Annotated in this window: 24 protein-coding genes and 1 pseudogene; 4 read left to right on the plus strand and 21 right to left on the minus strand. The window is 37.0% G+C overall.

Annotated features, from left to right (window positions below; genetic code table 11):
• Positions 1-116: 116 nt before the first annotated feature.
• The 9 genes from H9650_RS17570 to H9650_RS17610 form a co-directional block, all read right to left on the minus strand.
• A complete protein-coding gene (locus tag H9650_RS17570; RefSeq protein WP_144542031.1) occupies positions 117-305 on the minus strand; it encodes a hypothetical protein in 189 nt (62 codons plus the stop codon).
• Between the two features lie 312 nt (positions 306-617).
• The gene (locus tag H9650_RS17575; protein ID WP_151112762.1) at positions 618-1,214 is read right to left on the minus strand and encodes a YdhK family protein; all 597 of its coding nucleotides are present in this window, start codon (positions 1,212-1,214) and stop codon (positions 618-620) included.
• Positions 1,215-1,338: 124 nt separating this feature from the next.
• Entirely contained in the window at positions 1,339-2,073 is a 735-nt protein-coding gene (locus H9650_RS17580) for an urease accessory protein UreH domain-containing protein (RefSeq protein ID WP_151112760.1), read from the minus strand.
• 21 nt (positions 2,074-2,094) lie between these two features.
• Positions 2,095-3,018, minus strand: coding sequence for a F510_1955 family glycosylhydrolase (locus tag H9650_RS17585; RefSeq protein ID WP_151112758.1), 924 nt, complete (start codon positions 3,016-3,018; stop codon positions 2,095-2,097).
• A gap of 15 nt (positions 3,019-3,033) precedes the next feature.
• Positions 3,034-3,711, minus strand: coding sequence for a response regulator transcription factor (locus H9650_RS17590; RefSeq protein ID WP_191697789.1), 678 nt, complete (start codon positions 3,709-3,711; stop codon positions 3,034-3,036).
• A gap of 37 nt (positions 3,712-3,748) precedes the next feature.
• Positions 3,749-5,110, minus strand: coding sequence for a sensor histidine kinase (locus tag H9650_RS17595; RefSeq protein WP_191697812.1), 1,362 nt, complete (start codon positions 5,108-5,110; stop codon positions 3,749-3,751).
• A gap of 55 nt (positions 5,111-5,165) precedes the next feature.
• Positions 5,166-5,702, minus strand: a complete 537-nt coding sequence (gene resA, locus H9650_RS17600; protein ID WP_191697790.1) for a thiol-disulfide oxidoreductase ResA — start codon at positions 5,700-5,702, stop codon at positions 5,166-5,168.
• A gap of 37 nt (positions 5,703-5,739) precedes the next feature.
• On the minus strand, positions 5,740-6,450 hold the full coding sequence (locus tag H9650_RS17605) for a cytochrome c biogenesis CcdA family protein (protein WP_191697791.1): 711 nt from the start codon (positions 6,448-6,450) through the stop codon (positions 5,740-5,742).
• Positions 6,451-6,813: 363 nt separating this feature from the next.
• Positions 6,814-7,515, minus strand: coding sequence for a YjjG family noncanonical pyrimidine nucleotidase (locus H9650_RS17610; protein WP_151112750.1), 702 nt, complete (start codon positions 7,513-7,515; stop codon positions 6,814-6,816).
• A gap of 352 nt (positions 7,516-7,867) precedes the next feature.
• On the opposite strand from H9650_RS17610, the gene H9650_RS17615 reads away from it, so the two are divergent.
• Both H9650_RS17615 and H9650_RS17620 read left to right on the plus strand, forming a co-directional pair.
• On the plus strand, positions 7,868-8,071 hold the full coding sequence (locus H9650_RS17615; RefSeq protein WP_191697792.1) for a hypothetical protein: 204 nt from the start codon (positions 7,868-7,870) through the stop codon (positions 8,069-8,071).
• Positions 8,029-8,315 (plus strand): annotated as a pseudogene (locus tag H9650_RS17620) (transposase); the annotation flags it as partial. The gene H9650_RS17615 and the pseudogene H9650_RS17620, both read left to right, overlap by 43 nt.
• 459 nt (positions 8,316-8,774) lie before the next feature.
• Here the strand turns inward: H9650_RS17620 and cydS are convergent.
• From cydS to H9650_RS17640, 5 genes are all read right to left on the minus strand, one after another.
• On the minus strand, positions 8,775-8,879 hold the full coding sequence (gene cydS, locus H9650_RS20910; protein WP_404814919.1) for a cytochrome bd oxidase small subunit CydS: 105 nt from the start codon (positions 8,877-8,879) through the stop codon (positions 8,775-8,777).
• 14 nt (positions 8,880-8,893) lie between these two features.
• On the minus strand, positions 8,894-9,919 hold the full coding sequence (locus tag H9650_RS17625; protein WP_154309970.1) for a cytochrome d ubiquinol oxidase subunit II: 1,026 nt from the start codon (positions 9,917-9,919) through the stop codon (positions 8,894-8,896).
• A complete protein-coding gene (locus H9650_RS17630; protein WP_151112747.1) occupies positions 9,916-11,262 on the minus strand; it encodes a cytochrome ubiquinol oxidase subunit I in 1,347 nt (448 codons plus the stop codon). The genes H9650_RS17625 and H9650_RS17630 overlap by 4 nt, the downstream gene beginning before the upstream one ends.
• Before the next feature lie 279 nt (positions 11,263-11,541).
• Positions 11,542-12,453 carry a diacylglycerol kinase gene (locus tag H9650_RS17635; RefSeq protein WP_191697793.1) on the minus strand — a complete coding sequence of 304 codons (912 nt, stop codon included), beginning with the start codon at positions 12,451-12,453 and terminating at the stop codon, positions 11,542-11,544.
• Positions 12,454-12,570: 117 nt separating this feature from the next.
• Complete coding sequence (locus tag H9650_RS17640) at positions 12,571-13,137, minus strand: thioredoxin family protein (protein ID WP_191697794.1); 567 nt, start codon at positions 13,135-13,137, stop codon at positions 12,571-12,573.
• A 124-nt stretch (positions 13,138-13,261) separates the two neighbouring features.
• On the opposite strand from H9650_RS17640, the gene H9650_RS17645 reads away from it, so the two are divergent.
• Entirely contained in the window at positions 13,262-14,578 is a 1,317-nt protein-coding gene (locus tag H9650_RS17645) for a TrkH family potassium uptake protein (RefSeq protein ID WP_151112741.1), read from the plus strand.
• 158 nt (positions 14,579-14,736) lie between these two features.
• Here H9650_RS17645 and H9650_RS17650 read toward each other — a convergent pair whose 3' ends face one another.
• Positions 14,737-15,372, minus strand: coding sequence for a Type 1 glutamine amidotransferase-like domain-containing protein (locus H9650_RS17650; RefSeq protein ID WP_191697795.1), 636 nt, complete (start codon positions 15,370-15,372; stop codon positions 14,737-14,739).
• A gap of 201 nt (positions 15,373-15,573) precedes the next feature.
• Between H9650_RS17650 and H9650_RS17655 the strand changes: the two genes are divergently transcribed.
• Positions 15,574-16,041 carry a hypothetical protein gene (locus tag H9650_RS17655; RefSeq protein ID WP_191697796.1) on the plus strand — a complete coding sequence of 156 codons (468 nt, stop codon included), beginning with the start codon at positions 15,574-15,576 and terminating at the stop codon, positions 16,039-16,041.
• 928 nt (positions 16,042-16,969) lie between these two features.
• On the opposite strand, the gene gatB is transcribed toward H9650_RS17655, so the two are convergent.
• The 6 genes from gatB to pcrA all read right to left on the minus strand — a co-directional run bounded on the left by gatB (position 16,970) and on the right by pcrA (position 25,663).
• On the minus strand, positions 16,970-18,400 hold the full coding sequence (gene gatB / locus H9650_RS17660; protein ID WP_144541632.1) for an Asp-tRNA(Asn)/Glu-tRNA(Gln) amidotransferase subunit GatB: 1,431 nt from the start codon (positions 18,398-18,400) through the stop codon (positions 16,970-16,972).
• Complete coding sequence (gene gatA, locus H9650_RS17665) at positions 18,400-19,866, minus strand: Asp-tRNA(Asn)/Glu-tRNA(Gln) amidotransferase subunit GatA (protein WP_154309965.1); 1,467 nt, start codon at positions 19,864-19,866, stop codon at positions 18,400-18,402. The genes gatB and gatA overlap by 1 nt, the downstream gene beginning before the upstream one ends.
• A 22-nt stretch (positions 19,867-19,888) precedes the next feature.
• The gene (gene gatC, locus H9650_RS17670) at positions 19,889-20,179 is read right to left on the minus strand and encodes an Asp-tRNA(Asn)/Glu-tRNA(Gln) amidotransferase subunit GatC (RefSeq protein ID WP_154309964.1); all 291 of its coding nucleotides are present in this window, start codon (positions 20,177-20,179) and stop codon (positions 19,889-19,891) included.
• 81 nt (positions 20,180-20,260) lie between these two features.
• Positions 20,261-21,397: a CamS family sex pheromone protein gene (locus H9650_RS17675; protein ID WP_154309963.1), complete on the minus strand. Its 1,137-nt coding sequence runs from the start codon at positions 21,395-21,397 to the stop codon at positions 20,261-20,263.
• Between the two features lie 14 nt (positions 21,398-21,411).
• Complete coding sequence (gene ligA, locus H9650_RS17680; RefSeq protein ID WP_191697798.1) at positions 21,412-23,412, minus strand: NAD-dependent DNA ligase LigA; 2,001 nt, start codon at positions 23,410-23,412, stop codon at positions 21,412-21,414.
• Between the two features lie 22 nt (positions 23,413-23,434).
• Positions 23,435-25,663, minus strand: coding sequence for a DNA helicase PcrA (gene pcrA, locus H9650_RS17685; protein WP_191697799.1), 2,229 nt, complete (start codon positions 25,661-25,663; stop codon positions 23,435-23,437).
• Positions 25,664-25,726: the final 63 nt, after the last annotated feature.

Here is a 25,726-nt window from a genome sequence, read left to right on the forward strand (position 1 = left end):
GTTCTTGTGTAATGGATATTATTATATCAAATATAGGCGTCCAATAGTATCAGTTAGCTTAAGTGTATTAAATTTCTCACTTATTTTACCCACAAAAAAAAGTAAGGAAAATTTCCTTACTCGTTTAACTTTAACATTAATGAATCCTCTATGACAGTCCACTGCTTCTCAGGTAGTATGCTTTTGTTTAACCGAGCTACAAATTGCTCGGCCTCTTCAAGATTGTAAAATACTTTTATCAGTTGGCTATTTGAATTTTTCAACACTTCTGTAACACCATTCGTGCTACGTGCAATCACAAACATGTTCAACTCCAATTTATGGCATTAACAATTTATCATTGTTATTACCATAGTATCTCATTAAACAAAAGAAAAGTATACATTTTTTGGAAAATCATAAAATTATATATTAAAAAAAAATATAATTTTTAAAATCTCAAAATACATTAAATGTCTTTTTGATAATAGTCTATACAACCTAAAAAAGCAGCATGGCATCAACGCCATTTTTATTTTTAGAAAGTAATTTTTAGAAAGAAGTATCTGTTCTGCAATATAGACATTTCTTCCGCAACTTCAAACAAACTCTTTCGTGAAAGTTATAAAAATTTTAGTCTATTTTGCTGATAGTTCACTTTCTGTTACCCACTTATGATTTGTAACTGCTTCCCCGTCTGTAGTTGAAATGTAATCTACCATATATACGGTCGTAGCTTCTGATGAGTCAATTTCTGCATTAGCACCTTCCATTCCAGCCATATGGTCAGCTTCAATGGTAACTTCTGTTCCTGGTTTTAAAGGTTGATCACCGGCATTTTTTATTTCTTCTTGAATTACCCATTTGTGATTCTCCACCCTTTTGCCACCAGTTGTTGGAGTATAAGAAATGACATATACAGATGTATCATAAGCTCCTACAATAGTTGCTTCTGCACCCTTCATGCCGCTCATATGGTCAGTCTCTAAAATCGCTTGACTGCCAATTTCAAAAGTTGGGTTTTCAGCTACTTTCAATCCGTCAGGAACTTCACCAGACCCAGACATGTCCATATTAGAATGATCCATACCTTCCATACTCTCGCCAGAACTTTCATTCATGTTCATATTATTAGGATTAGGGTTTGTATTGGTTTCCTTCTCATCACTAGCACAAGCAGAAATAATCATTACAACAACCAACAAAATGGTACCTATTATTAAATTTCTTTTCATTATAATCCTCCTCAATCTTTATTAATTACACACAACAAAAGAAACTTTGTTGTTGAAGACAATCATACACTGAAATTATGAAAAAACTATGCAGAACTTCCCCATAAATAATTGACCAAAAAGCTTATATTTCCCAGTAAGTGATTGTGTCAAAAAGTCCTATCATAAGAATTATAATGCCTGCTAAATTCTGAATAACTTTTCCCAGCTTCATACTTTTTTTCATTATTAATTGCCTTGCATCAAATAACCAAATTAATATAAACAAAAGAATTAGCGGTAAGGACGTCGCAAATCCAAATACTGCAGGTAAGACAAAACCATAAGAGGTTGATAAAACAGTAGGCATTAACCAAACAAAAAATAAGATAAACATTGTAGGACAAAATGCTAATGAAAAACTAGCTCCTAATAGAAAAGAACCTAACTTCCCTTCTTTTAATACCAATGGGATGCGCATAGTTAATCTATTAATAAAGCCAAACTTAAAAATCCCTAAAAGTACAAGACCTGTAACCATCATAAGTGGCCCAATCGCTTTACGAAATATTGGGAAGAACTCTGTCATTTTTGTCTCAAAGGATTGACCAAATATCCAAGCCAATAATCCAATTAAACTAAATACAACGATTTTCCCTACGATAAAAGATATAATCTCTCCCCAATTCCCCTTCATTTGAATTGTTCGATTTCCATAAAAGGTAATAGCACTTAAATTCCCCGTTAATTGACAAGGTGCAGCCGCCCCAATTAAACCAAGTAGAAGTGCGACTACAATCGGAAAATGTTCGAAGGAGTGTAAGAAATCAGTAACTGGGTTACTTATTGTTTGACTTATCTTTGACATCAAACTGTACATCTAAATTCACCTTCTATTTTCTTATATTGATAACTCACCATTTGAAGCGAGTTTATCCCAAGAAAATCCTTCGTCTTTTGTTACATAAATATTATTATTGTTTGTAGCTATTACGATCTCTTTTAGATTCCCTGGGTTTATTGCAATAAAGATAATGGGATCCATTTCTAAATCAGATGGTAGTTCAATTTCTGTTTCCTCACTATTCTCTATCATGAAAGATTTTAGAAATACCTTATCATTATCAAAATTAGAATAATAACCTCCTGTCTCATTAAATGTTACATACGTGATATTATTAGTATCATTCTTCCGTTTAAAATTTTGTCCATAATCATCCGAAATAAATAATCCATCCTTGCTTGCTGCAGCAATAGTTTGCTTATACGTTGGGTGTGCAGACAAATTGGAAATATAATCTGACGTAAATCCATTCATAGCAACCTTCTTCCAAGAAACACCTTCATCTACAGAATAGTGTAAACCTACATCCATCTCTTTAACGGGTGTTTCATTTAATACGTAAATTGTATTTGAATCATAGCCAGCCGCAAGATAATGAAAATCAATCTCTCCATAAAAAGCTAATTGTTCGAAACTTGCTCCTTTATCGTTGCTCTTTATAAGACCTAGAGGATTTTTATATTCACTTCCTTCTTCTGGGTGACCACTTGAGAAAAATCCTTCTCGTACAGCTTGAAAGCCCATATAATCATGTTTTTGACTATTTGCTTCTTTCCATCCTTCTTTGCCATATTCATATAATCCTAAATGTGTTGCAATGGCAAATTCGTTTCCTCCATTTATATATCCCATACCGTGTATATGATCAATTTTATTATTTTTAACTTCGTTAAATAAATATCCTTCCTTTTCATTTGAGTTACATGCAGACAGGAGAAATAATATTACAATTAAACCAATTAAAAATTTATATTTTTTCATTTTAATATAACTCCCTTAGCTCCATTTATATCCGATTCCCCATACCGTCTTAAGAAATTCATCAATAGGGAAACCATTAGCTTTCAATTTTTCTCTCAAATTGCGTATATGTGAGTCTACCGTTCTTGTGTCTGTATATGTGCTAAATTCCCATGCAGCATTCAATAGCTCTTCGCGTGTATATGTTTTTTTGGGGCGAGTAATTAATGCTTCAATAATATAAAATTCTTTCAATGTTAGTTGTACGATTGCTTCATGGTATTGTAATGAATAAGTCTCCCTATTTAGTCTAAAAGCTTCGTAAGTTATAGACACTTCCTCCAATTCATTCACAGATAACCGGCGTAATATTGCATTAACTCTTGCCACCAACTCTTTTTCATCAAAAGGTTTTGTTATATAATCGTCAGCCCCAGTGTTTAATCCTTTTACTAAATCTAACTTTTCAGATCTGGCTGTAAGCATAATTATAGGAACATCAGAAAACTTTCTTATCTTTTTACAAGCTTCCCATCCATCCATTTCTGGCATCATGACATCTAAAAGGACAAGATTAACTTTCTCATTTTGCAGTATCTCTATTGCTTTCTTGCCACTTGTTTCTTTCATACATATGAATCCAAGTGGCTGAAGAAATAATTCAATTAAATCTAACATTCTAGGCTCATCATCCACTAACAAAATTTTCTGCATAAACGCTCAAAACCTCCTATTCAATCCTTACATAATCCTAAATTATTACTGTAAATGTACTTCCTTTTCCCAAAATACTATGAACCTCAATGCTTCCTCCATGTGCTTCCACTAATTCCTTCACAACAGCAAGCCCAATTCCTGATCCACCAAACGAACGTGAACGTGACTTTTCTATACGGTATAGTTTTTCAAATATGAAACTAATTTCATCGTTGGGAATTCCTATTCCACAATCAATAACAGAAATGATTGTCCTCTTCTCTTTTTTACGTACATCCAATGAAACCTTTGTATTTTCTTTAGAGTATTTCAATGCATTATCAAGTAAATTCAATACAATTTGCTCTAATCGCAAAGAATCGGCATGTACTTGAAAATTGTCCTCACATACATAACTTAGTTTGATATTCTTCATCTCAAAAGAAGGTCCAACTAGTTTGATGATGTTGTCAAAAAACGGCTGTGCATCAAAATACTCCTTTGATACAGTAAAAGAATTCTCATCCATTTTTGCTAAATCTAATAAATTTTTAACAAGTTCTTTCATTCTTTCTGACTCTTCTGCAATTATTAAAAGATACTGCTCACGTTCTTCTTTACTAATCTCTTTTCGCATTGCTACATTAGAATATCCAATTAGATATGTAAGAGGAGTTTTCAGTTCATGAGCAACTGAAGCTAAAAATTCATTTCGTTCCGTTTTCATTCTTTCTAGGTCATTCGCTAACTTTTGAATAGAACCTGACAATTTCCCGAGTTCATCCTTACCGATGGAAGGAAGACTCACAGCAAAATCCCCTTTGCTTAAGTTCTCCGTAGCTTCTTTCATACGTATTAAAGGTCTCGTAAGTAGTCTAGATAATGCCGTATAGACGATAAACAAGAGGATAACACTTGTCCCACCGGCAATTCCAAAATGCATGTTTAGCTTATCCACCAATTGCTTAATAGAAGATGTACTTTGAAACATGACAACATAACCAGATTGATCATTACTCACTTTATAGGGATGTGCACTTATAATATAAGGTGATTCATTCCACTCTGAAACTAGTACTTCATCTTTTTTCGAATCCAGATTTTTTATTAGTGGGATATAGTCATCTAAAGGCAAATTTTTTTCAAATGAGCTATTTATGATTTCCCCTTTGTTATTTGTAATAACGACTTCTCTTTCCTTTCCCTTTTCCATCAATACGATATGTCTCATAGTAGTATCAGAGTAGTATTCAAGAAGTACCTCGCGATGATTTGATCCGTTTTTTAATAATAAAGAGAACTCCTCATCAATTCTTGCATGTACAATATTTTGATGGAGATAAAAAATAAGGAATGCTTCCATTATCAGTACAGCGATGAAAAAATAAGCTGTTAACTTTGTCGAAATTCTATTCATCAAACCATTTACACCTTCTCACTAAAGAATCCAAATAACCAAATGAAACTAAATATTATGAAGGCATTATCTGCTGCATATATCGCTTTATGCTTTCCTCACTCATCTCACCAGTGATTATTTTCTCAATTTTACCTTCCGGGTTAACAAGAAAAGTAGTAGGTAAAGGATTAATATTATATGTCTCCATTACACTTTTATTTTTATCTATCAAAACCGGGAAGCTCAAACCTTTGCGATCAATATATTTTTGCACTTTAAAATCGGACTCACCTATGTTTACTGCCAGTATTTGAAGACCGTTGTCTTTTACTTTTTTATACTGTTTGTCCATCAGCGGGAATTCTCTCTCACAAGGTTTACACCAAGTTCCCCAAAAGTTTAAAAAGACCCCTTGACCTCTGTAATCAGATAATTTATGTCTCTCTCCATTCATATCAATTAATACAAAATCAGGCGCTGTATCTCCTACTTGTAAAACTTCATTTTTACTTTTACTTAAATTAGTGTATATGGTAAAGACAATTACTCCAACCATTATCGTCAAAAGTGTAAGTCGCATGTAAAATCTTTTTTTCTTTTTGTTTTCCATAGTAAAAAACCTACTCTCTAATAAGTTTTGATTTAATTTAAAACCCTGTAAATCCTCCAAAAAAAGGAGTCAAAAATTCTATAATCTTTGTCAGCATATCAAAATATAGTAAGACTCCCATGACAACCATTAAAGTTCCTCCAAATTTCATAAACATTTCACTTCTTTTTTGTAAAAACTTCATTTTTCCTATAAATAACGACATAATGAGAAATGGGACAGAGAAACCTAGGACATAAAATAACATATATAGGATTCCACGTTCAGGATCAGAAAACCCTAAAGCAATAACACCAGCAAGAATTGGTCCTGTACATGGAGTCCATCCAGCAGCAAATCCCATACCAATCAACACAGACCCTATATGTCCCTTGGGACGCTTTTTAAACTGAACTCTCTTCTCTGAAAGGAGAATGTCAAAATTAATAATTCCTAGTATTACTAAACCAAAAAATATTATAAGAATTGCTCCTATTTGGCGTATTAAGTCTTGGTATTCAATAAAAATTGTTCCTATAAAAGATGTGGAGAAACCTAATGCCATAAAAATGAATGAAAATCCAAGTAAAAAAAGAAGCGTATGTACCAATGCCTTTCTATTTAACATACCTTTATCTTGTGTAAGTTCATTTAGAGATACCCCAGTTACATATGAAAGAAATGCGGGATAAAGGGGTAATGAACAAGGCGATATAAAGGACAAAAATCCCGCCCCAAAAGCCAAGAATAAACTTAATTGGTCAAACAATAAATTCACCTATCCTTTCATTATCCTCACGAATAGTATAGATAATAAATATGAAGAAATTATGCAGAGATTAATATAAAAAACTAAAAGAAGTTATAATATCTTTTTATTGTTTTTTTAATGGAAAAGTTGGATTGTAAGAGGCTAATTCTACAGGGGACGGAGCTTAATACTTAACACTCTTTTACAGCGGATACAATGAGAGGAGCATCTTTATAATCTCAAATAATAAAAAAACAACAACGTTTATTTGTACGTTGTTGTTTTTCGTTCTTTTGTTATAAAACAAATTAGGAGTGCAATTTGCTTTGTAGATTTGTTTATTCTTTTTATAAAATTGTTAATATTGGAATCTCCTAAAGCTTAAATTTCTAACATTTGACCTCGAACTATTTTTTTCATCTCTTTCCAATCTTGTATTTCATATGTAGGTAAAATAGAAGTTCTATTTTCTTTTTGCTGAGGATTGAACCAGCAAGTATCAATACCAAAATTATTCCCACCTTGTATATCAGAGGTAAGTGAATCACCAACCATTAAAACGCTAGACGGGTCTGTTATTCCTAGTTTCTTGAATGCATATTCAAAAATAGCTGACTGCGGTTTTTGATAACCAACCTCTTCTGAAGTGATTATAGCTTCAAATTTCCCATTCAAAGGAGAACCGTTGACTCTTGCATGCTGGGCTATTTGGAAGCCATTCGTTAAAACAGCAAAACGGCAACCAGATAAATCCGTAAGCATTTCCTCTACACCATCGATTAAGTGAATTTCTCTTCCAAGGTTTTCAATATATTTATCACTTACTTTTTCTACATCTAACTCGAGGCTATGCTCTAAAAACAAACGTTTGAATCGCTCTATTTTTAATAGTTCTAGTGTTGTAATGCCGTTTTCTAATTCATCCCATAATACCTTACTAATTGCCTTATAGCTGCTTAAATAATCCTGAAGTCCATTTGGTAATCCATATTCTACAAATAACTGTTGAAATGCATTTTTCTCAGTCATTCCAAAATCGTATAAGGTATCATCTAAATCGAACATAATTACTTCATATCTCATTTATTTCTCCACCCCTTCTAATTCTATTTTAGCATAATCACTTTTCTTGTTTGTTTAGAAATTGTTAAGCAAAAAGGACCTCTACTAATGAGGTCCTTTCAGACTGAGACAAACTCTTAAAATAGGGTTTGTTTACAGTCTTTTTATATTTTAGAATTAAATTAACAATAAGATCGTTGATTTCCATTCCGGGACCGATGCTTTCCCCGGGCACGGCTCCAGCTAACTAAATGGTGCCTACAACGGTAGGCCCATTTAGTGGATCTTCCGCTCGTGCTGTTCCCGGTGGAGTCACGGTCCCTCCATTCCAATCAACTTAAATATTCTATGTAATAAAGTGAGGTCTATAAATATGATGACTAAAAATCAAATCAATGAACGTGAACAGCTTGAAATACTAACAATGGAACAACTTGTTCCTTCTGATCACTTAGTACGGAAGTTAGATGCTGCTATTGAGTTTTCTTTTTTCTATCCTATTGTTGAGCCACTATATTCGACTGCAAACTGTCCCTTCTTAACAGATGTACAGAAAGTAAAAATCCTACTAAATTGATTCAGCGTCCTATTTGGGCAGATTATTTAGAAGAAGTCGAACATCTTCGTCATCATCAGGAAGTGAAATCAATTTATGCAAAATGCAAAGAGACGATTGAACGTTCTTTGCAGATGCGAAAGAAAATCATGGTATGCGATGGACAACGCTAAGAGGCCTTAAAAAATTGTCCCTGCAGGCGGTGCTTACTTTTGCTGCAATGAATTTGAAAAAGCTGGCCACATGGACTTGGCAAGGAGCTTAGAAAAGGGATGATTGCCTCAAAGAGGCTTTCATTTCTCCAAATCAGTGTACTTATTTTGAAAAATAAATGACAAAAGGGTTGGAAACCATTTCGATTCCCAACCCTTTTCCAATTAATCTAGGTTAAATCGGCGAAAAAGTCCGTTGCAGCTTATCATTTTGGTTCTTATTACTTCAAGTTGGGGTTTCCATGCCAAACCGGCTTGTTCATTCCTTTAATAGGAAGCACTGGTGATGGGAGCGGAGAGCGGTGACTCCAGCGGGAATAGCGCGAGCTGAAGACCCTGGACTGAGCTTAGCGAGGGAAGCGGCTGAAGCCGTGCGCGCGGAAAGCGTCCGCTCGTAGCGGAGATCAACGTTTCTAGCTTTATCTCTTAAAAAAAAACTGTAGGCAAAGCACCAAAATTCATAGTGTTTGTCTACATTCTGAAAGAACCTCTACTAATGAGGTCCTTTTTACTTATTCATCCTTAACTGGGCCATCCTTGGTGGATGCCCAAAATGCAATAATAATGGAGCCGATCAGTACGATGAAGGGTGCATAAAAAATTAGAAATTCAGTCATAGCGTTCGTTCCTCCTAAGCGTGATTATTCTTCTTCCCCTTGACATAATCTTTATTGAAAAGAAAAAGCTTCAATAAAAGATATAAGGACGGGATTAACAAGGCTAAACCTAGTATAAACACAATTATTAAGGATATTGCCATTGCCTCATTTGTGAAGCTATCATAGATTGTTAAATATGGATAAAGCAAATAAGGTTTATGGGAAAAGCCGTAAGCAAAAAAGGCGATTAAGAATTGTCCTGCCAATAATCCAAATGCCAAACCATACTTACTTTTTTTCCATAATAACCAGACGGTACCTAAAAACAATAGGAATGACAATCCAAAGGCCCACGAAATATCGAGCATATTATTGTAATGCTCCACGTTGTGCGAGCGCAATTCTACAATAATTCCACCAGCTGTAATGATCGTTGGAAAAGACCAGATTAATGCATACTTTCTCATCAAATTTGTTGCTTTTACATCTCCAGCCTTGTTGGCATACCATGTTAAAAAAACAGCCGAAATATATAAAACAGAAGTAAGACTTAATGCTACAATTGACCAGGTTAAGGGGCTGATGAACAAGGCGTTGTAATCTAAGCTTGGTGAGCCGTTAATCATTTCGATAAAACCACCCTCAGAAATGGTCAGGACTGTTGATAATGAGGCTGGTAGTAACAATCCGGATAAACCATACATAAAGGAGTACCCTTTATGCCCTCTGGACCCGTATGTTTCGAACGCGTAATAGGAGCCTCTAATCCCGAGCAATATTAAAGCAATACCCGCTGGGACAAGAAGAGTTGTTCCATAATAGAAAGCTGTCTTAGGAAAAAAGCCAATAATTCCTACAAAGAAAAATACGAGAAATACATTTGTTACCTCCCAAACAGGGGATAAATATCGCTGAATAATATTACTCAATATATGTTGCTTCCCAGTTATCAAGCTATAAGCATTAAAGAACCCGGCACCAAAATCAATGGAGCCAACAATTACATAGCCAAATAGAAATGTCCAAAGAACTGTGAGACCTATGATTTCCAGACTCATTGAATATCACCGCCCTTTTCTGAATTTCTATCTTTAATCTCCTGCTCAACCGGATTTTTTCGGAACATACGAGTAAGCACTACAACGCTACCTATTCCAAGTACCACATACAGACCTGCAAACAGGATTAACATAAAATCTACTTGATCACTCGTAGTAGCTGCATCTTCTACTCTCATTATTCCTCTTAATATCCAAGGCTGTCTCCCTACTTCTGCAAGCCACCAGCCAGCTTCAATTGCTATAATAGCTGCTGGGCCTCCTAAAACGAGAAGCCATCTATAAAACTTAGAATCGACAAATGCCCATTTTAATCGTTTACCTAGCCAATATAGCGCTGAAAGTGCAGCTAATCCCATACCGATTGTCACCATAATATCAAAGAGATAATGTATATAAAGCGGTGGTGTTTCATCCTCTGGGAACTGGTCCAATCCAATAACCTCTGAAGTTGGGTTGAAGTGTGCAAGTATACTCAATGCATAAGGAATCTTAATAGCGTATTTAACTTCTCCATCGTCTAAGACCCCATATAAAATAAGTGGAGCATTTTCTTCTGTTTCAAAATGCCATTCAGCTGCCGCTAATTTTTCGGGCTGATACTCCGCTAAGTATTTACCGGAAAAATCACCGATAATGGCTGTCGCAATCGAAAAGATTAATCCGAGCTTTACCGTTAAATATAAAGCTTTTTTATGATAAATATGATTAGATCCCTTTAACAAACGAAAGGCTGCTATACTAGCCAACACAAATGCTGATGTCATATAAGCTGTTACAACTACATGTGCTACCTTTGTAGGCATCGCTGGATTAAACATCGCTAGTATGGGGCTAATGTTAACTAGCTCTCCATTTACTACATCAAAGCCTTGTGGCGCATTCATAAAAGCATTTACAATAGTGATAAATACCGCTGAAAAGGAAGCACCGATTGCTACAGGAATTAGCAATAATAAATGTTTTTTCTGATTCTCAAAACGATCCCAAGTGTACAAATAAATTCCTAGAAAAATTGCTTCAAAGAAGAATGCGAATGTTTCCATAAACAATGGAAGTGCAATAATATTACCTGCTAGCTCCATAAAATTTGGCCATAAAAGTGATAGCTGCATACCAATTGCTGTACCGGTAACTACTCCGACTGCAACCGTAATTACAAATCCTCTTGCCCAACGTCTTGCCAACAATATGTAATGTTCATCATTCTTTTTAATACCTACCCATTGTGCAATCATAATCATTAAAGGAACACCAACGCCGATCGTCGCATAAATAATATGAAATGATAAGGTCAACTCTGTCAAAACACGACTATAAAATAATGAATCAGCATTTCCCATGCTAAACCCTCCTCATCCTCCAAAAACTCTTCCAGCAATCGATAGTATCATAATTCCCGCAACTACAAAGGCGAGCCACATCAAATACTTCTCTTGTCTCTTATACATACTATTCCACTCCTTCATATTCCTTATCCAGTATTAGTTTTAAATTATTCCCTAAAAAGATGGATTTCTAACATACTATTAGTAAAATTAGAACAAATATGAATAATGAAGGATTGCATAAAAAAAGTTACACTAAAACCCAGCACGTATATTGTGCTGGGTTCAATAATTTTACGGTCTGTCCTGCTCTCGAATTTCATCGATTGGTACAAAAACCTCAATATGTCTGTATAAGTTATGGAATGTTGCTGGAATGGTACCACCATATTCACCATCTAGATTCAGAAGAACCTTATCGTCAGAAGTTACTTTAATATTTGTCGCTTTCTTATAAATGACATGAGGATCTCCTAAGTGCTCTCCTCGAATAGCGAGTGTTGCCAGGCGAATAAACTCTGCAATATTTACCTTTTTAAGAATTAGTAAGGAGAATTTCCCATCATTAATGCTTGAGTTGGGAGCTAGCTTTTCAAAGCCGCCTACAGAGTTTGTAAGCCCCACAAGGAACATCATAGCTTCATCCTCAAATACTTCGTCATCGTATTCAATACGGACTTTAGTTGCGTTTATGGATGGAAGCATCTCAATTCCTTTTAAATAATAGGCCAGCTGTCCAAGCATAGTTTTTAGTTTACTTGGCACTTCATATGTAAGCTCAGTGATACGACCACCACCTGCTATGTTAATGAAATAACGGTCATTGACCTTACCCACGTCAACTGGTATTGTGTCGCCTTTTATAATAATTTCAACCGCTCGATGAATATCTCTTGGTATATGCACAGCTCGTGCAAAGTCATTTGTCGTTCCCATTGGAATGACACCAATTTTCGGGCGATTTTCAAATTCACTTACACCAGCTACTACCTCATTGAGAGTCCCGTCTCCCCCAGCGGCAATTATGATATCAAATTTATTCTCTACTGCTTTCTTGGCTGCGTTAATCGCATCCCCTTCACCTGTGGTCGCATGGCAGGATGTTTCATAGCCTGCTATTTCTAAAGCCTCCAATACTCCTGGTAAGTGTTTCTTAAACAATTCTCTTCCTGAGGTTGGATTGTAGATAATTCGTGCACGCTTCATACAGATTTCCTTTCTACTTTACAATTTCTTAATTATAAAGACTATATTTATTCACAATAAGTTCCTAACGTACGAAAGAGCCGACTATAGCCGACTCCCATAAAAAACAATGCTCGATTATTTGTTTTGAAGAAGTGGCAGCCAGTGACTACGAATATCTTCGTATACGGCTAAATGGAATTCATTGTTAGTCATAAACTCATGAGTCATTTGCTCATAAAACTTCTTTTGCGTTTCTTCAAAAGCAGGATCTTCCTTATCTGGAAATTTCGCTCTACCGTCCATTACAAATTTTTGAACGACCTCTGCACGCGGTCCCCACTTAGAAATTACTTTCCCATCGTCATTGAGCAATAAATAAACAGGAATAGAACGTCCACCATTCGTTAAATATTGATCCATAAGCTCTAAATTTTCATCGCGGTATACAGCACGGGTTTCTAGACCTGCTGCTTCTGAAACTTTACGAATAATCGCATTATTCATCATAGCATCTCCACACCAGTCTTCAGTTATAGCTAGTATATGCGGTTTTTTTGTTTTTAATATCTCAATAAATTCATCATCTGCTGGGACTTCAAATTGGTCATAAATACTAAAGGATTCCTCTTTTTTCGTTGTCATATCATTCATATATTGCTCCAACGTTTTAGCTTCTTCAAAGTAATGCTGTTCTGTTTTCAATGAAAAATCCCCCTTTTTCTTTAGTATACTTCGTTTAACAACTTGTTTCAAACAAGTTGTTGACAGCCGATCTTAATAGGATTAAAGTAATTATTATTTTATATCCATTAAAAGGAAGTGCCACATGGGAAAGAAGCTCTCTTTTTCACCGCCAGTTCTTATTGCTGGTAGTTTTGCTTGTTTAATATTTATCGGAACAATTATGATAAAGCTGCCTATAGCGACGACAACGTATATCTCATGGGTAGACGCTCTCTTTTTGGTAACTTCTGCTACCACTGTTACAGGTCTTAGCGTTTTTGATCCTGGTAGTACTCTTACGCTTTTCGGGGAAATAGTTTTACTTATTTTGATACAATGTGGCGGTATCGGTTTAATGACATTTGCTGTCGCTATACTTATTCTTCTCCGAAAGAAAATTGGTCTACAGCAAAGAATTTATTTGCAGGAATCCTTTAACCAGCCCTCTATCGGAGGTATCGTCAAGCTAGTTAAACATATTCTCCTGTTTGTTGTTTGTATCGAGTCTGTGGCTATTATTCTTTTAACGATCCATTGGATTCCGAAGTATGGCTTCGTCGATGCAATCTATTATAGCTTTTTTCATGTAATTTCCGCCTTTAATAACGCAGGCTTCTCTTTGTTTTCAGATAACCTAATGGACTTTACAAACGACCCTATAGTAGTGTTACTTATCACGAGCCTTATAATCATTGGAGGTATTGGGTTTGTAGTAGTAATTGATGTATTACGTAAAAACAGCTTTCGAGTATGGTCACTCCATACTAAGCTGATGATTATAGGGACACTATGTATAAATACTTTTGCAACTCTAGTTCTATTAATCTTAGAATTTAATAATAACGATACAATCGGTGAAATGAGTTTACTAGAGAAGATTATGACCTCTTATTTTAATGCAGTAACTCCGAGAACTGCCGGCTTTAATATGGTCGATTATGGCCTAATGGAGGACCCTTCTCTATTATTTACAATGCTTTTGATGTTCATTGGTGCAGGTAGTGCCTCCACTGCTTCCGGTATTAAGCTAACGACCTTTATTGTCATTATAGCTGCAACAATTGCATTTTTCCGTCAACAGGAGGAGCCTGTGCTGTTTAAAAGGTCCATATCCAGAGAGATTATTATCCGTTCTCTTGTTATTTGTACCGTAAGCTTGGCAACAGTATTTATATTTGCTTTTGCATTAACCATAACGGAGCGCTTACCTTTACTTCCATTACTATTCGAAGTTTTCTCAGCTTTTGGAACGGTCGGAATCACAATGGGTGTCACCCCACAGCTATCAAATATAGGAGAATTCCTAATTTGTATATTGATGTTCTTAGGAAGGATTGGACCACTGACTTTATTCTTCATTTTGACTAAACCAAAAAAGGTAAAATATAAATTTCCAAATGATCAGATATTTACTGGGTGAGGAAAGCTAATGGCCCCTGTCAGATAGCAGGGGCTTTTCCATATTGATATTTTGGAATCTGTCGGTTTAGGGCAAATAATCGTTTCGCTTTACTGATATGCGACCTAACCAGCACTTTTTTCTTCACACAAAAAAACTGCCCCAGAAGACAGTTTCTCTTAAACAATGCTTTTATTCGAATTCTCAAAGGTAATGATATTATTTACTCTTGTGTCTATGTTTCCATCCTTATAAAAGATAGCACTACCATCTGGAAGAGCATAGATGGTTCTCCCTTTAGATAGAGTCAATAGCTCATTATCTGATTCTGGACGATAATGGACTTCTACACTAAAATCCACTAACCCTAATCCTTGTAATACTATTGTGTCAGGGTAGTCTTCATCCTTTGTCAGTATGCAGTCAGTACAAAAAGCTAATGCACCTGCGCTATAGCCAATCATCAATCCTGGAAAGCTACTAATAGTTCCAGTCAGCTCTTTATCCAAGATAACCTGAAGCAATCTCTCTGGTTGTCCTCCTATAAAATAAAGAACGTCGTAAGCTTGAATCATCGCCACCATTTTTTCTTTTGATAACTCTTCATGCAATAAACCAAGTGTCACGTTAGGAATGCGAGCAAAAGCCTGTCTCATGCTTTCCATCCAGCTATCATATCTAGATTCGTCTGTTGCAAATGGTATAATCAAAACTTTTGCATTAGGATTAATTTTACACTCCAATTCTTCCAAAACATCATTAAGTTCACCATTTAAAACATGTCCACCACCAATAAAACAAAGCTCCATCCTCATCACCCTATCCCTCCTAATTATCTCTCATCATAGCACCATTTGTTAGTAAATTAAATGTAAATTAGTTCTCCTCTATCTTTAAGGAATTTGAAAAATGGCTTTTCCTATATATATCGTAAATAGATATTTAAGTTAAAATATAAAAGATAGAATTCTATGGACAATAGGAATAAAAATACTAATCAATATAGGAGGATACTAATGCGTAGTATTATTATCATTTTATTAGGTTTTGGACTAGTGTTAACCGGTTGCTCAAATGAAGAAAGTGTTACAGAAGTCAGAGCTTATATGGCAGAAGATATACCTTTGGAAGATGGATCAGGTAGAGTAACTATTGCCTTTGAGCAAATAATCGATGACAGTTCTATTGAAGACGGAATTATTGATGTAATTGTATTAGCAAAGGGATTAAAACCAACTGCAAACTATGAAATTTCACTTGAAGGAGATAATAGCGAAGGAGTTGTTTTTGGACCTAAAGAAAATGTAGAGTTACGATTTGGAACAATGGTTGGGGGAACTTTATTTCAACCTAATGAGCAAGGAGAACTATATGTTTCCATGAAAAACCCCTTAAGAATTATAAATGGCAAAGAAGTGCGAGTTTATGTCTCAGAAAATGGAAAAGAAGTTATGAGTTCTCAACTTTTTGTGGTGTCAAAATAGAAATAAGCATTAGTGTGAAAACATTGGGGAATTCTTGTTGAAGTAACGTTTGCTTTATTAATAAAGACAAAAATAAGCTTATAAATAATACTCAACTTTTGATTGTAGCGGCAGTCGGCGACTCCTGCGGGAGCAGGGAGACAGATAAGACATCCCATACGACGCGCATGCGACGGGGATGGCTTAACGCTCCCCCCGCGGAAAGCGTCCGTTTAAAGCGGAAATCTACTATTTAATTGTTCAAGCTTTATGTAGTTAAATAGTTTTGTCCTATACGACTTCCCATTTATACATAACCCCTGATTGTAGCGGCAGACGGCGGCTCCTGCGGGAGCAGGGAGATAGATAAGACATCCCAACGACGCGCATGCGACGGAGATGGCTTAGCGCTCCCCCCGCGGAAAGCGTCCGTCTAAAGCGGAAATCTACTATTTAATTGTTCAAGCTTTATGTAGTTGAGTGAGTGTTGTCTATACGACTTCCCATTTATACATAACCGCTGATTGTAGCGGCAGACGGCGACTCCTGCGGGAGCAGGGAGACAGATAAGACATCCCATACGACGCGCAAGCGACGGGGATGGCTTAGCGCTCCCCCCGCGGAAAGCGTCCGTCTAAAGCGGAAATCAACTATTTAATTGTTCAAGCTTTATGTAGTTGGGTGAGTGTTGTCTATACGACTTCCCCATTTTTATATATAACCGCTGATTGTAGCGGCAGACGGCGACTCCTGCGGGAGCAGGGAGACAGATAAGACATCCCATACGACACGCATGCGGCGGGGATGGCTTAGCGCTCCCCCCGCGGAAAGCGTCCGTCTAAAGCGGAAATCAACCATATATTATTGGCGTTTTTATAACAAATTATATCTATAATTACTTATACTATAAACAAAAAAGATGACCCCTTTAAGGAGTCATCTTCTTTTATTATCTTTTCACAATTTCTTCATTTAGGATTTTATTAACAAGAGGCGGATTAGCTTGGCCTTTTGTTGCTTTCATAATTTGCCCTACTAAGAAACCAATTGCACGGTCTTTCCCGTTTTTAAAGTCTTCAATGGATTGTGGGTTAGCATCTAATGTAGCTGTAACAATTTCACGAAGAGCGCCTTCGTCTGAAATTTGTACTAAGCCTTTAGCTTTTACTACTTCAGCAGCGTCGCCGCCATTATCCGCAAGCTCTTTAAATACTTTCTTCGCAATTTTAGATGAAATTGTTCCATCTGAGATTAGCTTAATCATGCCAGCAAGATTAGAAGGAGTAAGCTTGATATCCTTCAATTCTTTTTGGTCGGCGTTTAAGTACGCAGATACCTCACCCATTAACCAGTTAGAAGCTAGCTTTGCATCTGCTCCTAGGGCAATAGTTTCCTCGAAGAAATCAGACATTTCTTTTGTTAAAGTAAGTACCATTGCATCATATGCAGGTAAGCCTAAATCTTCAATGTAACGTGCTTTACGAGCATCTGGAAGCTCAGGAATTTCAGAGCGAACTCTTTCTCTCCAAGCATCATCGATGACAATTTGTACTAAATCTGGCTCTGGGAAGTAACGGTAATCATCCGCGCCTTCTTTGACACGCATTAAAATTGTTTTACCAGTTGATTCGTCATAACGGCGAGTTTCTTGTGGAATAACTCCACCTGATAAAAGAACCTCAGCTTGTCGAACTTGTTCATGCTCAAGACCACGACGTACAAAGTTAAAGGAGTTTAAGTTTTTAAGCTCTGTTTTCGTACCGAATTTTTCTTGACCATATGGACGTAAGGAAATGTTCGCATCACAACGAAGTGATCCTTCTTCCATTTTACAGTCAGAAACTCCAGTGTATTGAATGATGGATTTAATCTTTTCTAGATAAGCATAAGCTTCTTCCGGCGTACGAATATCTGGCTCTGATACGATTTCAATCAAAGGAGTACCTTGTCGGTTAAAGTCTACAAGAGAGTATCCATTGCTTGTATGTGTAAGCTTACCAGCATCCTCTTCTAGGTGAAGACGAGTGATACCGATACGTTTCTTTTCGCCGCCTACTTCAATCTCTACCCAACCATTTTCACCGATCGGCTTGTCAAATTGAGAAATTTGGTAAGCCTTCGGATTATCAGGATAGAAATAGTTTTTACGGTCGAACTTCGTAATAGGTGCAATGTCCATATTAAGCGCAAGAGCGGCTCTCATTCCCCACTCTACTGCTGTTTTATTTACTACAGGTAATACCCCTGGATAACCAAGATCAATTACATGTGTGTTTGTATTTGGTTCTGCTCCAAAGTGAGCTGGTGCTGGTGAGAACATTTTAGAATCAGTTTTTAACTCTACATGAATCTCTAGTCCAATAATCGTTTCAAAATTCATTATTTTGCTCCCTCCCATATTTGCGGAGTTTGTTTATGGAAGCTTGTTGCTTGCTCATAAGCATGTGCCACACGATAAATTGTTGCTTCATCGAAGTATTTACCGATAATTTGTAAACCAAGTGGAAGACCTTCTGCAAATCCACATGGGATAGAGATTCCCGGTACACCTGCAAGGTTAACTGGAATTGTTAAAATATCGTTTGCATACATCGTTAATGGATCTTTTACATTTTCACCAATTTTGAAAGCTGGCGTTGGTGTAGTAGGCCCGATGATTACATCATATTTTTCAAACACATTGTCAAAATCTTGCTTGATCAATGTACGTACTTGCTGTGCTTTTCTATAATAAGCATCATAAGAACCAGCACTTAGCGAGTATGTTCCAAGCATAATTCTTCGTTTAACCTCGTCACCAAAGCCTTGTGCACGCGTTTCTTTATATAGCTCCATCAAGTTTTCTACATTGTCTGCACGGAAGCCATAACGAATGCCATCGAAGCGAGCCAAGTTAGATGAGGCTTCAGATGATGATAATAAGTAATAAGCTGCTAGTGCGTATTTAGAGTGTGGTAAGGATACTTCTTCCCATGTTGCTCCAAGAGATTCTAAAACCTTTAGTGCGTCAAGTACAGACTGTTTGGAAGCTTCTCCAACACCTTGTCCTAAATACTCTTTAGGTACAGCAATACGGAGTCCTTTAATATCACCTGTTAATGATTTAGTAAAGCTTGGTACGTCTACATTTGCAGAAGTAGAATCGTTTGCATCTAAGCCTGAAATAGCCTCTAGTAAGAAGGCATTGTCCGCTACATTACGAGTAACAGGTCCAATTTGGTCTAGAGAAGAAGCAAATGCTACTAATCCAAAACGTGAAACGCGACCATATGTAGGCTTCATCCCAACTACTCCACAGAAAGAAGCAGGCTGACGAATAGAACCACCAGTATCAGAACCTAATGAAAAAGGAACCTCACCAGCTGCAACTGCTGCAGCAGAGCCGCCTGACGAACCACCAGGTACATGATTTAAGTTCCATGGGTTACGTGTGTTTTTATAGGCAGAGTTTTCATTAGAAGAACCCATAGCGAATTCATCCATATTTAGCTTACCAATAGTAATTAGACCTGCATCACGCAATTTATGTACAACAGTTGCATCATAAATAGGGTTAAAGCCTTCTAAAATTTTGCTGGCACATGTTGTTTCAATGCCTTCAGTTACAATATTGTCCTTAACTCCGATTGGCAATCCGAAAAGGGGGCCTCTTTCCTCGAAAGGAACTTGATCCATTTCTTTTGCTTGAGCAGTAGCTTGCTCTTCATTTAACGCTAGAAAAGCTTGAACTTCTCCGTCTACTTTATCAATTCTTTTATAGGATTCAGCAGTTAGCTCTTGAATAGATACTTCTTTCTTTTTGATAAGATCTTGAAGCTCTGCTGCTGAATGTTTGAATAATGTCATCAGATGCCCTCCTTACTTTTTCTTATTCTATAATAGTTGGTACTTTAACTTGTCCTGCTTCTTGTTCTTTTACGTTTTTCATCATTTTTTCACGATCTAAACCAGGTACAGATTTGTCATCACGAAGAACATTCACTAATGGTAATACATGAGTAGTTGGAGCGACATCAGTAGTGTCTAACTCATTAAGCTCGTCCGCAAATTTTGTAATTGCAGCTAGTTGATCTGCAAACATTTCTGCCTCTTCTTCTGTAATTGCAAGTCTAGCTAAATGTGCAACATGCTTTACTTCTTCTTTTGAAATATTCGCCAATTTTTACACCTCCGAATTCAATAACCATAACAACTATCATATCATTTTTCACACTAGTTGAACAGAGTACGATTGGTTTCCTTACTGGTTATAAATATGAACAAATGCGTCTTCTTCTCCAGCTTCTTTTACTAATAATGCCTCTGCTCCATCTAGAGAGGTCACTTGAATTTCTACACTCATCTCGGCAGGGAAATGGTTTTTCAACAATACAGCGAGTTGCTGGGTAAAGCCTATTACCTCGGCAGTGCCGTAAAATTGTATAGGTATTTCAATCGTAAGCTTTTGAAGCTGTTGATCTCTAAAGTAGCCTCTACCGATAACGCTAGTATAGTTAGAGAAGTATATTCCTACATCTTGCTTAAAGTTGCTAAATATTGTGTTTAATTCACGATATTTTTTTTCGGCATCAGTGGATGGGAACATAATATACTCTTCATCAACCGGCTTCCAATCTGATAAATTAGCTCCCTTTGATGCTACACTATACTGGAAGTAGGAGCCTGGTACTATAGCATTGCGGCTATTTTGTTCAAATAACCCTACAACAATAGGTACTTCCTCTAATCCTTCTATTTGTCTCATACGATTGACAATTTCAGCTGCAATTCTTTCACCGTTTTTCTTAATCTGTTCCTGTGTTAGAGGTTGTTCAAACGTTGCTCCATATTGTTCTTTTTGATAGTAGTAGATAGAGTTTAACGAAACTCCTACTGAGACTCCAGCCAACCTTGCCTTTTTATCAACTACTTCTAGATAGTTTTGCTCCACAATATGAGTCACATAAACGGGAGCCTTTAATGCTTTCTCTTCTCCAGTAAGCCCCTCATCACTTGGATTTAAACCTTCCTTTGTTTGACTGCTTCTTGCCAGCCAGGAGGATATTGTTTTTTTATCTAAATATTGTCCCTCTTGGAATAAATACTTGTCTGGAGAAAACTCTGTTTGAGAAATTCTAAAGAGGCCTAATTCGACTTCTTTCATATCATATTTCGTATAAAGATTGGAGACAACCAAGCCCCTGCTAGCGCTCTCCTTATATGGAAAAAGAGTGCGATAATATGTTTCATCTAGCTGGAGACTTGGAATAATAACAGTCTCACCTTCTTCTTCCTCCGTATTTTGTATAACTTCCGTTTTATCTTTTTGATTAGGAGTACATCCAGTTACGATTAGCAATAAAATCAATATAGACATACCTAAATATTTTTTTGCCATGCTTAGAACTCCTTTTATTCCTCTAAATTATTGAGCAGCTTTTGCTCATCCCATACTTCAATACCTAGGCTAATAGCTTTTTCAAGCTTAGATCCGGCATCTTCACCTGCAATGACTAAATCCGTTTTTTTACTGACACTTCCAGCTACATTGCCACCTAATGATTCAATTTTTTCCTTTGCATCGGGGCGTGTCAACTGTGTTAGTTTACCTGTTAAAACTACTGTTTTGCCTGCAAAAGGACTGTTTTCCATTGTAGAAGCATCAATAATTTTACCTGTGTACTTCATACCAAGGCCAGATTCTTTTAAGCGACCAATTAGTTGCTGAACCTCTTCCTGCTCAAAATAAGTTACTAGAGAATCAGCCATCTTTTCCCCAATTTCGTGTATAGCAGTTATTTCTTCTCTAGATGCCTGCATGAGCGCATCGAAGTTGTGGAATTTCTCTGATAGAATTTTGGCAGCCTTTTCACCAATATGACGGATCCCTAAACCAAATAACACTCTTTCCATAGAACTAGATTTGGAAGCACTTATCGCTTCTACCAAATTCGTAGCAGATTTCAATCCCATTCGCTCTAGCTTAACTAAATCATCTACAGTCAGCTTATATAAATCGGAGATGTCTTGGACAAGTTTCTCTCTGTACAGCTGTTCTACGACCTTCCCACCTAGCCCTTCAATATTCATCGCATTACGAGAGGCAAAATGGTAAATTCCCTCACGAATTTGAGCTGGACATTGCGGATTGACACATCTTAGTGCAACCTCTTCCTCTATCCGTATTAACTCACTTTCACAGACAGGACAATGAGTCGGCATTTCATAAGGAGGTAAGTCTTCTTTTCTTTCTTGTAGGATGACTTCTACGACCTCTGGAATAATGTCACCAGCTTTTCGTATAATAACGCGGTCTCCAATACGAATATCCTTTTCACGGATTAAATCCTCGTTGTGTAAAGAAGCTCTTTGTACGGTAGTACCCGCTACCTGAGCAGGTTCTAATAATGCGGTCGGGGTCACAACACCGGTTCGTCCTACTGTTAGGTCGATACCAATAATAGTTGTCACTACTTCCTCTGCCGGAAATTTATAGGCTATGGCAAAGCGGGGACTCTTTGCTGTAAAGCCAAGCTCCTCCTGCTGAGAATAATTGTTCACCTTAATAACTATTCCATCTATTTCATAAGGAATATCATTTCTTTTTGTCGTCCATTCCTCTATAAATGCCATAACCTCTTCTATCGAGCGACATTCTCGAGTTTCGTTATTAGTAGGTAAGCCTACATCTTTCATAAATTTCAAGGCTTCTGAGTGGGTATCGATATTAAACTCTTCCCCATCTCCACCCATTCCATAGACGAACATTGAAAGATTCCTACTTGCGGCCATTTTAGGGTCTAGCTGTCGCAAAGAACCAGCTGCAGCATTTCTCGGATTGGCAAATAGTTCCTCGCCTCTCTCAGCTCGTTGTTCATTTAGCTTAAGGAAGGATGACTTAGGCATATACGCCTCTCCCCTAGCCTCTAGGGTTACATTTTCCTTTAGTCGCAAAGGGACGGCACGAATGGTTTTAATATTGCTTGTAATATCCTCACCTGTAGTTCCATCTCCACGAGTTGCACCACGCACTAGTCGGCCATCCTCATATAGAAGCGAAACAGCCAACCCGTCTATTTTCAGTTCGCATACATAGACAGGGGTCTCATCAATAATATTTCGAATACGCTTGTCAAAGTCTCTAATATCCTCTTCATTGAATGCGTTGGACAGACTTAGCATTGGATTAGCATGGGTAACTTTCTTAAACCCTTCACTTACCGTTGAGCCTACTCGTTGAGTAGGAGAATCTGGGAAGATTAAATCAGGGTTTTCCTCCTCTAAAGCGATTAACTCATGTAAGTATTGATCGTAAACTGCATCAGGAACGGTGGGCTTATCTAACACATAATAAGCATATCCATATTCATGCAATATTTTGTGCAGCTCTTTCACTCTTTCTAATTTATCCATGAACTTTCCTCCGCTAAGAAAATTATACTTTTTCGATTGGTGCAAATTTAGCCAGTAGTCGTTTTATACCAGTTGGACTAGGGAAAGCGATATCTAACTCTGTATTCTCACCTTCGCCACGAACGCTTACTACCATACCTTCTCCCCATTTTTTATGAGAAGCCTTATCGCCAACCTGCCAGCCTAAACGCTCACCACCAGTGGACTGGTATGCTGGTCTTGAAACAGCAGCTCTTGGTACTGGTGCAATCACCTTCGTATCTCTGCTTTTGTTTTTACGGATATCTCGAGACCATCCAACAACCTCAATAATCTCATCCGATATTTCCGAGATAAAGCGAGAAGGGCTGTTAAAGCTACCTCGCCCAAATATTGTACGAGATTGTGCACAAGTGATATAAAGTCTTTCCTCTGCTCGGGTAATTCCAACATAAGCTAAACGACGCTCTTCCTCCATCTCATCATCGTCTCCGATTGAGCGAGCATGAGGGAAAATATTCTCTTCCATTCCAATGATGAATACTACCGGGAACTCCAAACCTTTAGCAGCATGCATCGTCATTAGGATAATATTCCCCTGTGACATGTCCTCATCTTCGTCCAGTTTGTCGATATCTGAAACTAACGCTAAATCTGTTAAGAATGCAACAAGTGACTTATCGTCACTATTTTCTTCGAATGCTTTCGTAACAGATAAAAACTCTTCGATATTCTCTAATCGACTTTCTGCTTCAATCGTTTTCTCGTTTTTAAGCATAGTTTTATAACCAGTTTTCTCTAACACCTGCTCCACGATTTCAGTTACTGATAGGAACTCCTGCATTTGTGTCAGGTTTTGAATAAGTCCATGGAACTTAACGACCGAGTTTACAGCTCTAGCTGGTAATCCCATAAAATCTACTTCGTTTAACGCATCTAAAATAGAGCGATCCTGTTCAATAGCGTATCTCGCAATACGATCAAAGGAAGTAGCTCCTATATTTCTCTTCGGCTCATTAATGATTCGTGCAAGTGACAAGTCATCGTCATTATTGGCGATCAAGCGAAGATAGGCTAATAAGTCTTTAATCTCTTTTCGATCATAGAACTTAGTACCGCCAACTATTGTATAGGCCATATTCGATTTTACAAGCACTTCCTCCATAACACGTGATTGTGCGTTAGTGCGATATAAGATGGCAAAATCGTTTAACGTTCTATTTTCGGTTTCAATCAGCTCTTGAACTTTTTGTACTACATACTGGGCTTCCTGTTGTTCATCATTGGCGCGGAATAGTTCAATTTTTTCGCCCTCAAGATTTTCTGTGCGTAACACTTTAGGGTAACGACTTTGGTTATTACCAATGACGTCATTTGCAGCCTTCAAGATTCGTTGGGAGGAACGATAATTTTGCTCCAGCATAATCACTTTTGCATTCGGATAATCCTTTTCAAAGGAAAGGATATTTTGAATATCCGCTCCACGCCAGCGATAGATGGACTGATCCGAGTCGCCCACAACACAAATATTTTTAAATTTCTTAGCAAGCATTTGAACCAGCTCGTATTGCGCTTTGTTCGTATCTTGATATTCATCTACATGGATATACTGAAATTTATTTTGATAAAATTCCAAAACATCTGGTACTCGCTTAAATAACGTTAGAGTAGTCATGATTAAATCATCAAAGTCTAAGGATTGGTTTTTTCTCAGGCGTTTTTCATAACCCTCGTAAACCTTGGCAACCGTCTTTTCAAAAGGATTAGACTCATTCATTTGTGATTTATAAGTATCCGAATCGATACATATATTTTTGGCGCTGCTTATCGCATTCAGCATAGAACGAGGATCGTATTGCTTAGTATCAATATTTAGCTCTTTTAAAATACCTTTAATAACCGTTAGCTGATCGGAAGTATCTAAAATAGAGAAACTTTTTGAGTAACCAATTCGATCAATATCTCTTCTTAGAATTCGCACACACATTGAGTGGAAAGTGGAAACCCACATTCTCTCTCCAGTGCCCTCTCCTAAAATAGTATTTATACGTTCACGCATTTCCCGTGCCGCTTTGTTTGTAAACGTTATGGCCAAAATTTTAGAAGGGTATACTTCCTTTTCTACTATCAAGTAAGCAATACGATGGGTGAGTACTCTTGTCTTACCTGATCCTGCCCCGGCCATGATTAGTAATGGACCCTCGGTTGCTTTGACTGCCTCTTCTTGCTCTTTATTCATCCCGTTTAATAGGTTTTTTGCTATAAGTTCCATACTACACTTCCTCTACAAGAACATTTGTTCTTTATATTATACCGTTGGCTATGCATTTACTCA

Origin of the sequence: Psychrobacillus faecigallinarum (genome assembly GCF_014836595.1) — a bacterium.
In the GTDB taxonomy this organism is placed as follows: Bacteria; Bacillota; Bacilli; order Bacillales_A; family Planococcaceae; genus Psychrobacillus; species Psychrobacillus faecigallinarum.

Coding starts and splice junctions, on each gene's coding strand:
- H9650_RS17590 (WP_191697789.1), bottom strand. CDS start 3,711: ATGCAGAAAATTTTGTTAGTGGATGATGAGCCTAGAATGTTAGATTTA.
- pcrA (WP_191697799.1), bottom strand. CDS start 25,663: ATGGAACTTATAGCAAAAAACCTATTAAACGGGATGAATAAAGAGCAA.
- H9650_RS17615 (WP_191697792.1), top strand. CDS start 7,868: ATGATGACTAAAAATCAAATCAATGAACGTGAACAGCTTGAAATACTA.
- H9650_RS17635 (WP_191697793.1), bottom strand. CDS start 12,453: ATGAAGCGTGCACGAATTATCTACAATCCAACCTCAGGAAGAGAATTG.
- cydS (WP_404814919.1), bottom strand. CDS start 8,879: ATGACTGAATTTCTAATTTTTTATGCACCCTTCATCGTACTGATCGGC.
- H9650_RS17655 (WP_191697796.1), top strand. CDS start 15,574: ATGCGTAGTATTATTATCATTTTATTAGGTTTTGGACTAGTGTTAACC.
- gatB (WP_144541632.1), bottom strand. CDS start 18,400: ATGAATTTTGAAACGATTATTGGACTAGAGATTCATGTAGAGTTAAAA.
- H9650_RS17645 (WP_151112741.1), top strand. CDS start 13,262: ATGGGAAAGAAGCTCTCTTTTTCACCGCCAGTTCTTATTGCTGGTAGT.
- H9650_RS17570 (WP_144542031.1), bottom strand. CDS start 305: ATGTTTGTGATTGCACGTAGCACGAATGGTGTTACAGAAGTGTTGAAA.
- H9650_RS17610 (WP_151112750.1), bottom strand. CDS start 7,515: ATGAGATATGAAGTAATTATGTTCGATTTAGATGATACCTTATACGAT.
- H9650_RS17580 (WP_151112760.1), bottom strand. CDS start 2,073: ATGTACAGTTTGATGTCAAAGATAAGTCAAACAATAAGTAACCCAGTT.
- resA (WP_191697790.1), bottom strand. CDS start 5,702: ATGGAAAACAAAAAGAAAAAAAGATTTTACATGCGACTTACACTTTTG.
- H9650_RS17585 (WP_151112758.1), bottom strand. CDS start 3,018: ATGAAAAAATATAAATTTTTAATTGGTTTAATTGTAATATTATTTCTC.
- ligA (WP_191697798.1), bottom strand. CDS start 23,412: ATGGATAAATTAGAAAGAGTGAAAGAGCTGCACAAAATATTGCATGAA.
- gatA (WP_154309965.1), bottom strand. CDS start 19,866: ATGACATTATTCAAACATTCAGCAGCAGAGCTTCAAGATCTTATCAAA.
- H9650_RS17595 (WP_191697812.1), bottom strand. CDS start 5,110: ATGAATAGAATTTCGACAAAGTTAACAGCTTATTTTTTCATCGCTGTA.
- H9650_RS17650 (WP_191697795.1), bottom strand. CDS start 15,372: ATGAGGATGGAGCTTTGTTTTATTGGTGGTGGACATGTTTTAAATGGT.
- H9650_RS17575 (WP_151112762.1), bottom strand. CDS start 1,214: ATGAAAAGAAATTTAATAATAGGTACCATTTTGTTGGTTGTTGTAATG.
- H9650_RS17675 (WP_154309963.1), bottom strand. CDS start 21,397: ATGGCAAAAAAATATTTAGGTATGTCTATATTGATTTTATTGCTAATC.
- H9650_RS17630 (WP_151112747.1), bottom strand. CDS start 11,262: ATGGGAAATGCTGATTCATTATTTTATAGTCGTGTTTTGACAGAGTTG.
- H9650_RS17625 (WP_154309970.1), bottom strand. CDS start 9,919: ATGAGTCTGGAAATCATAGGTCTCACAGTTCTTTGGACATTTCTATTT.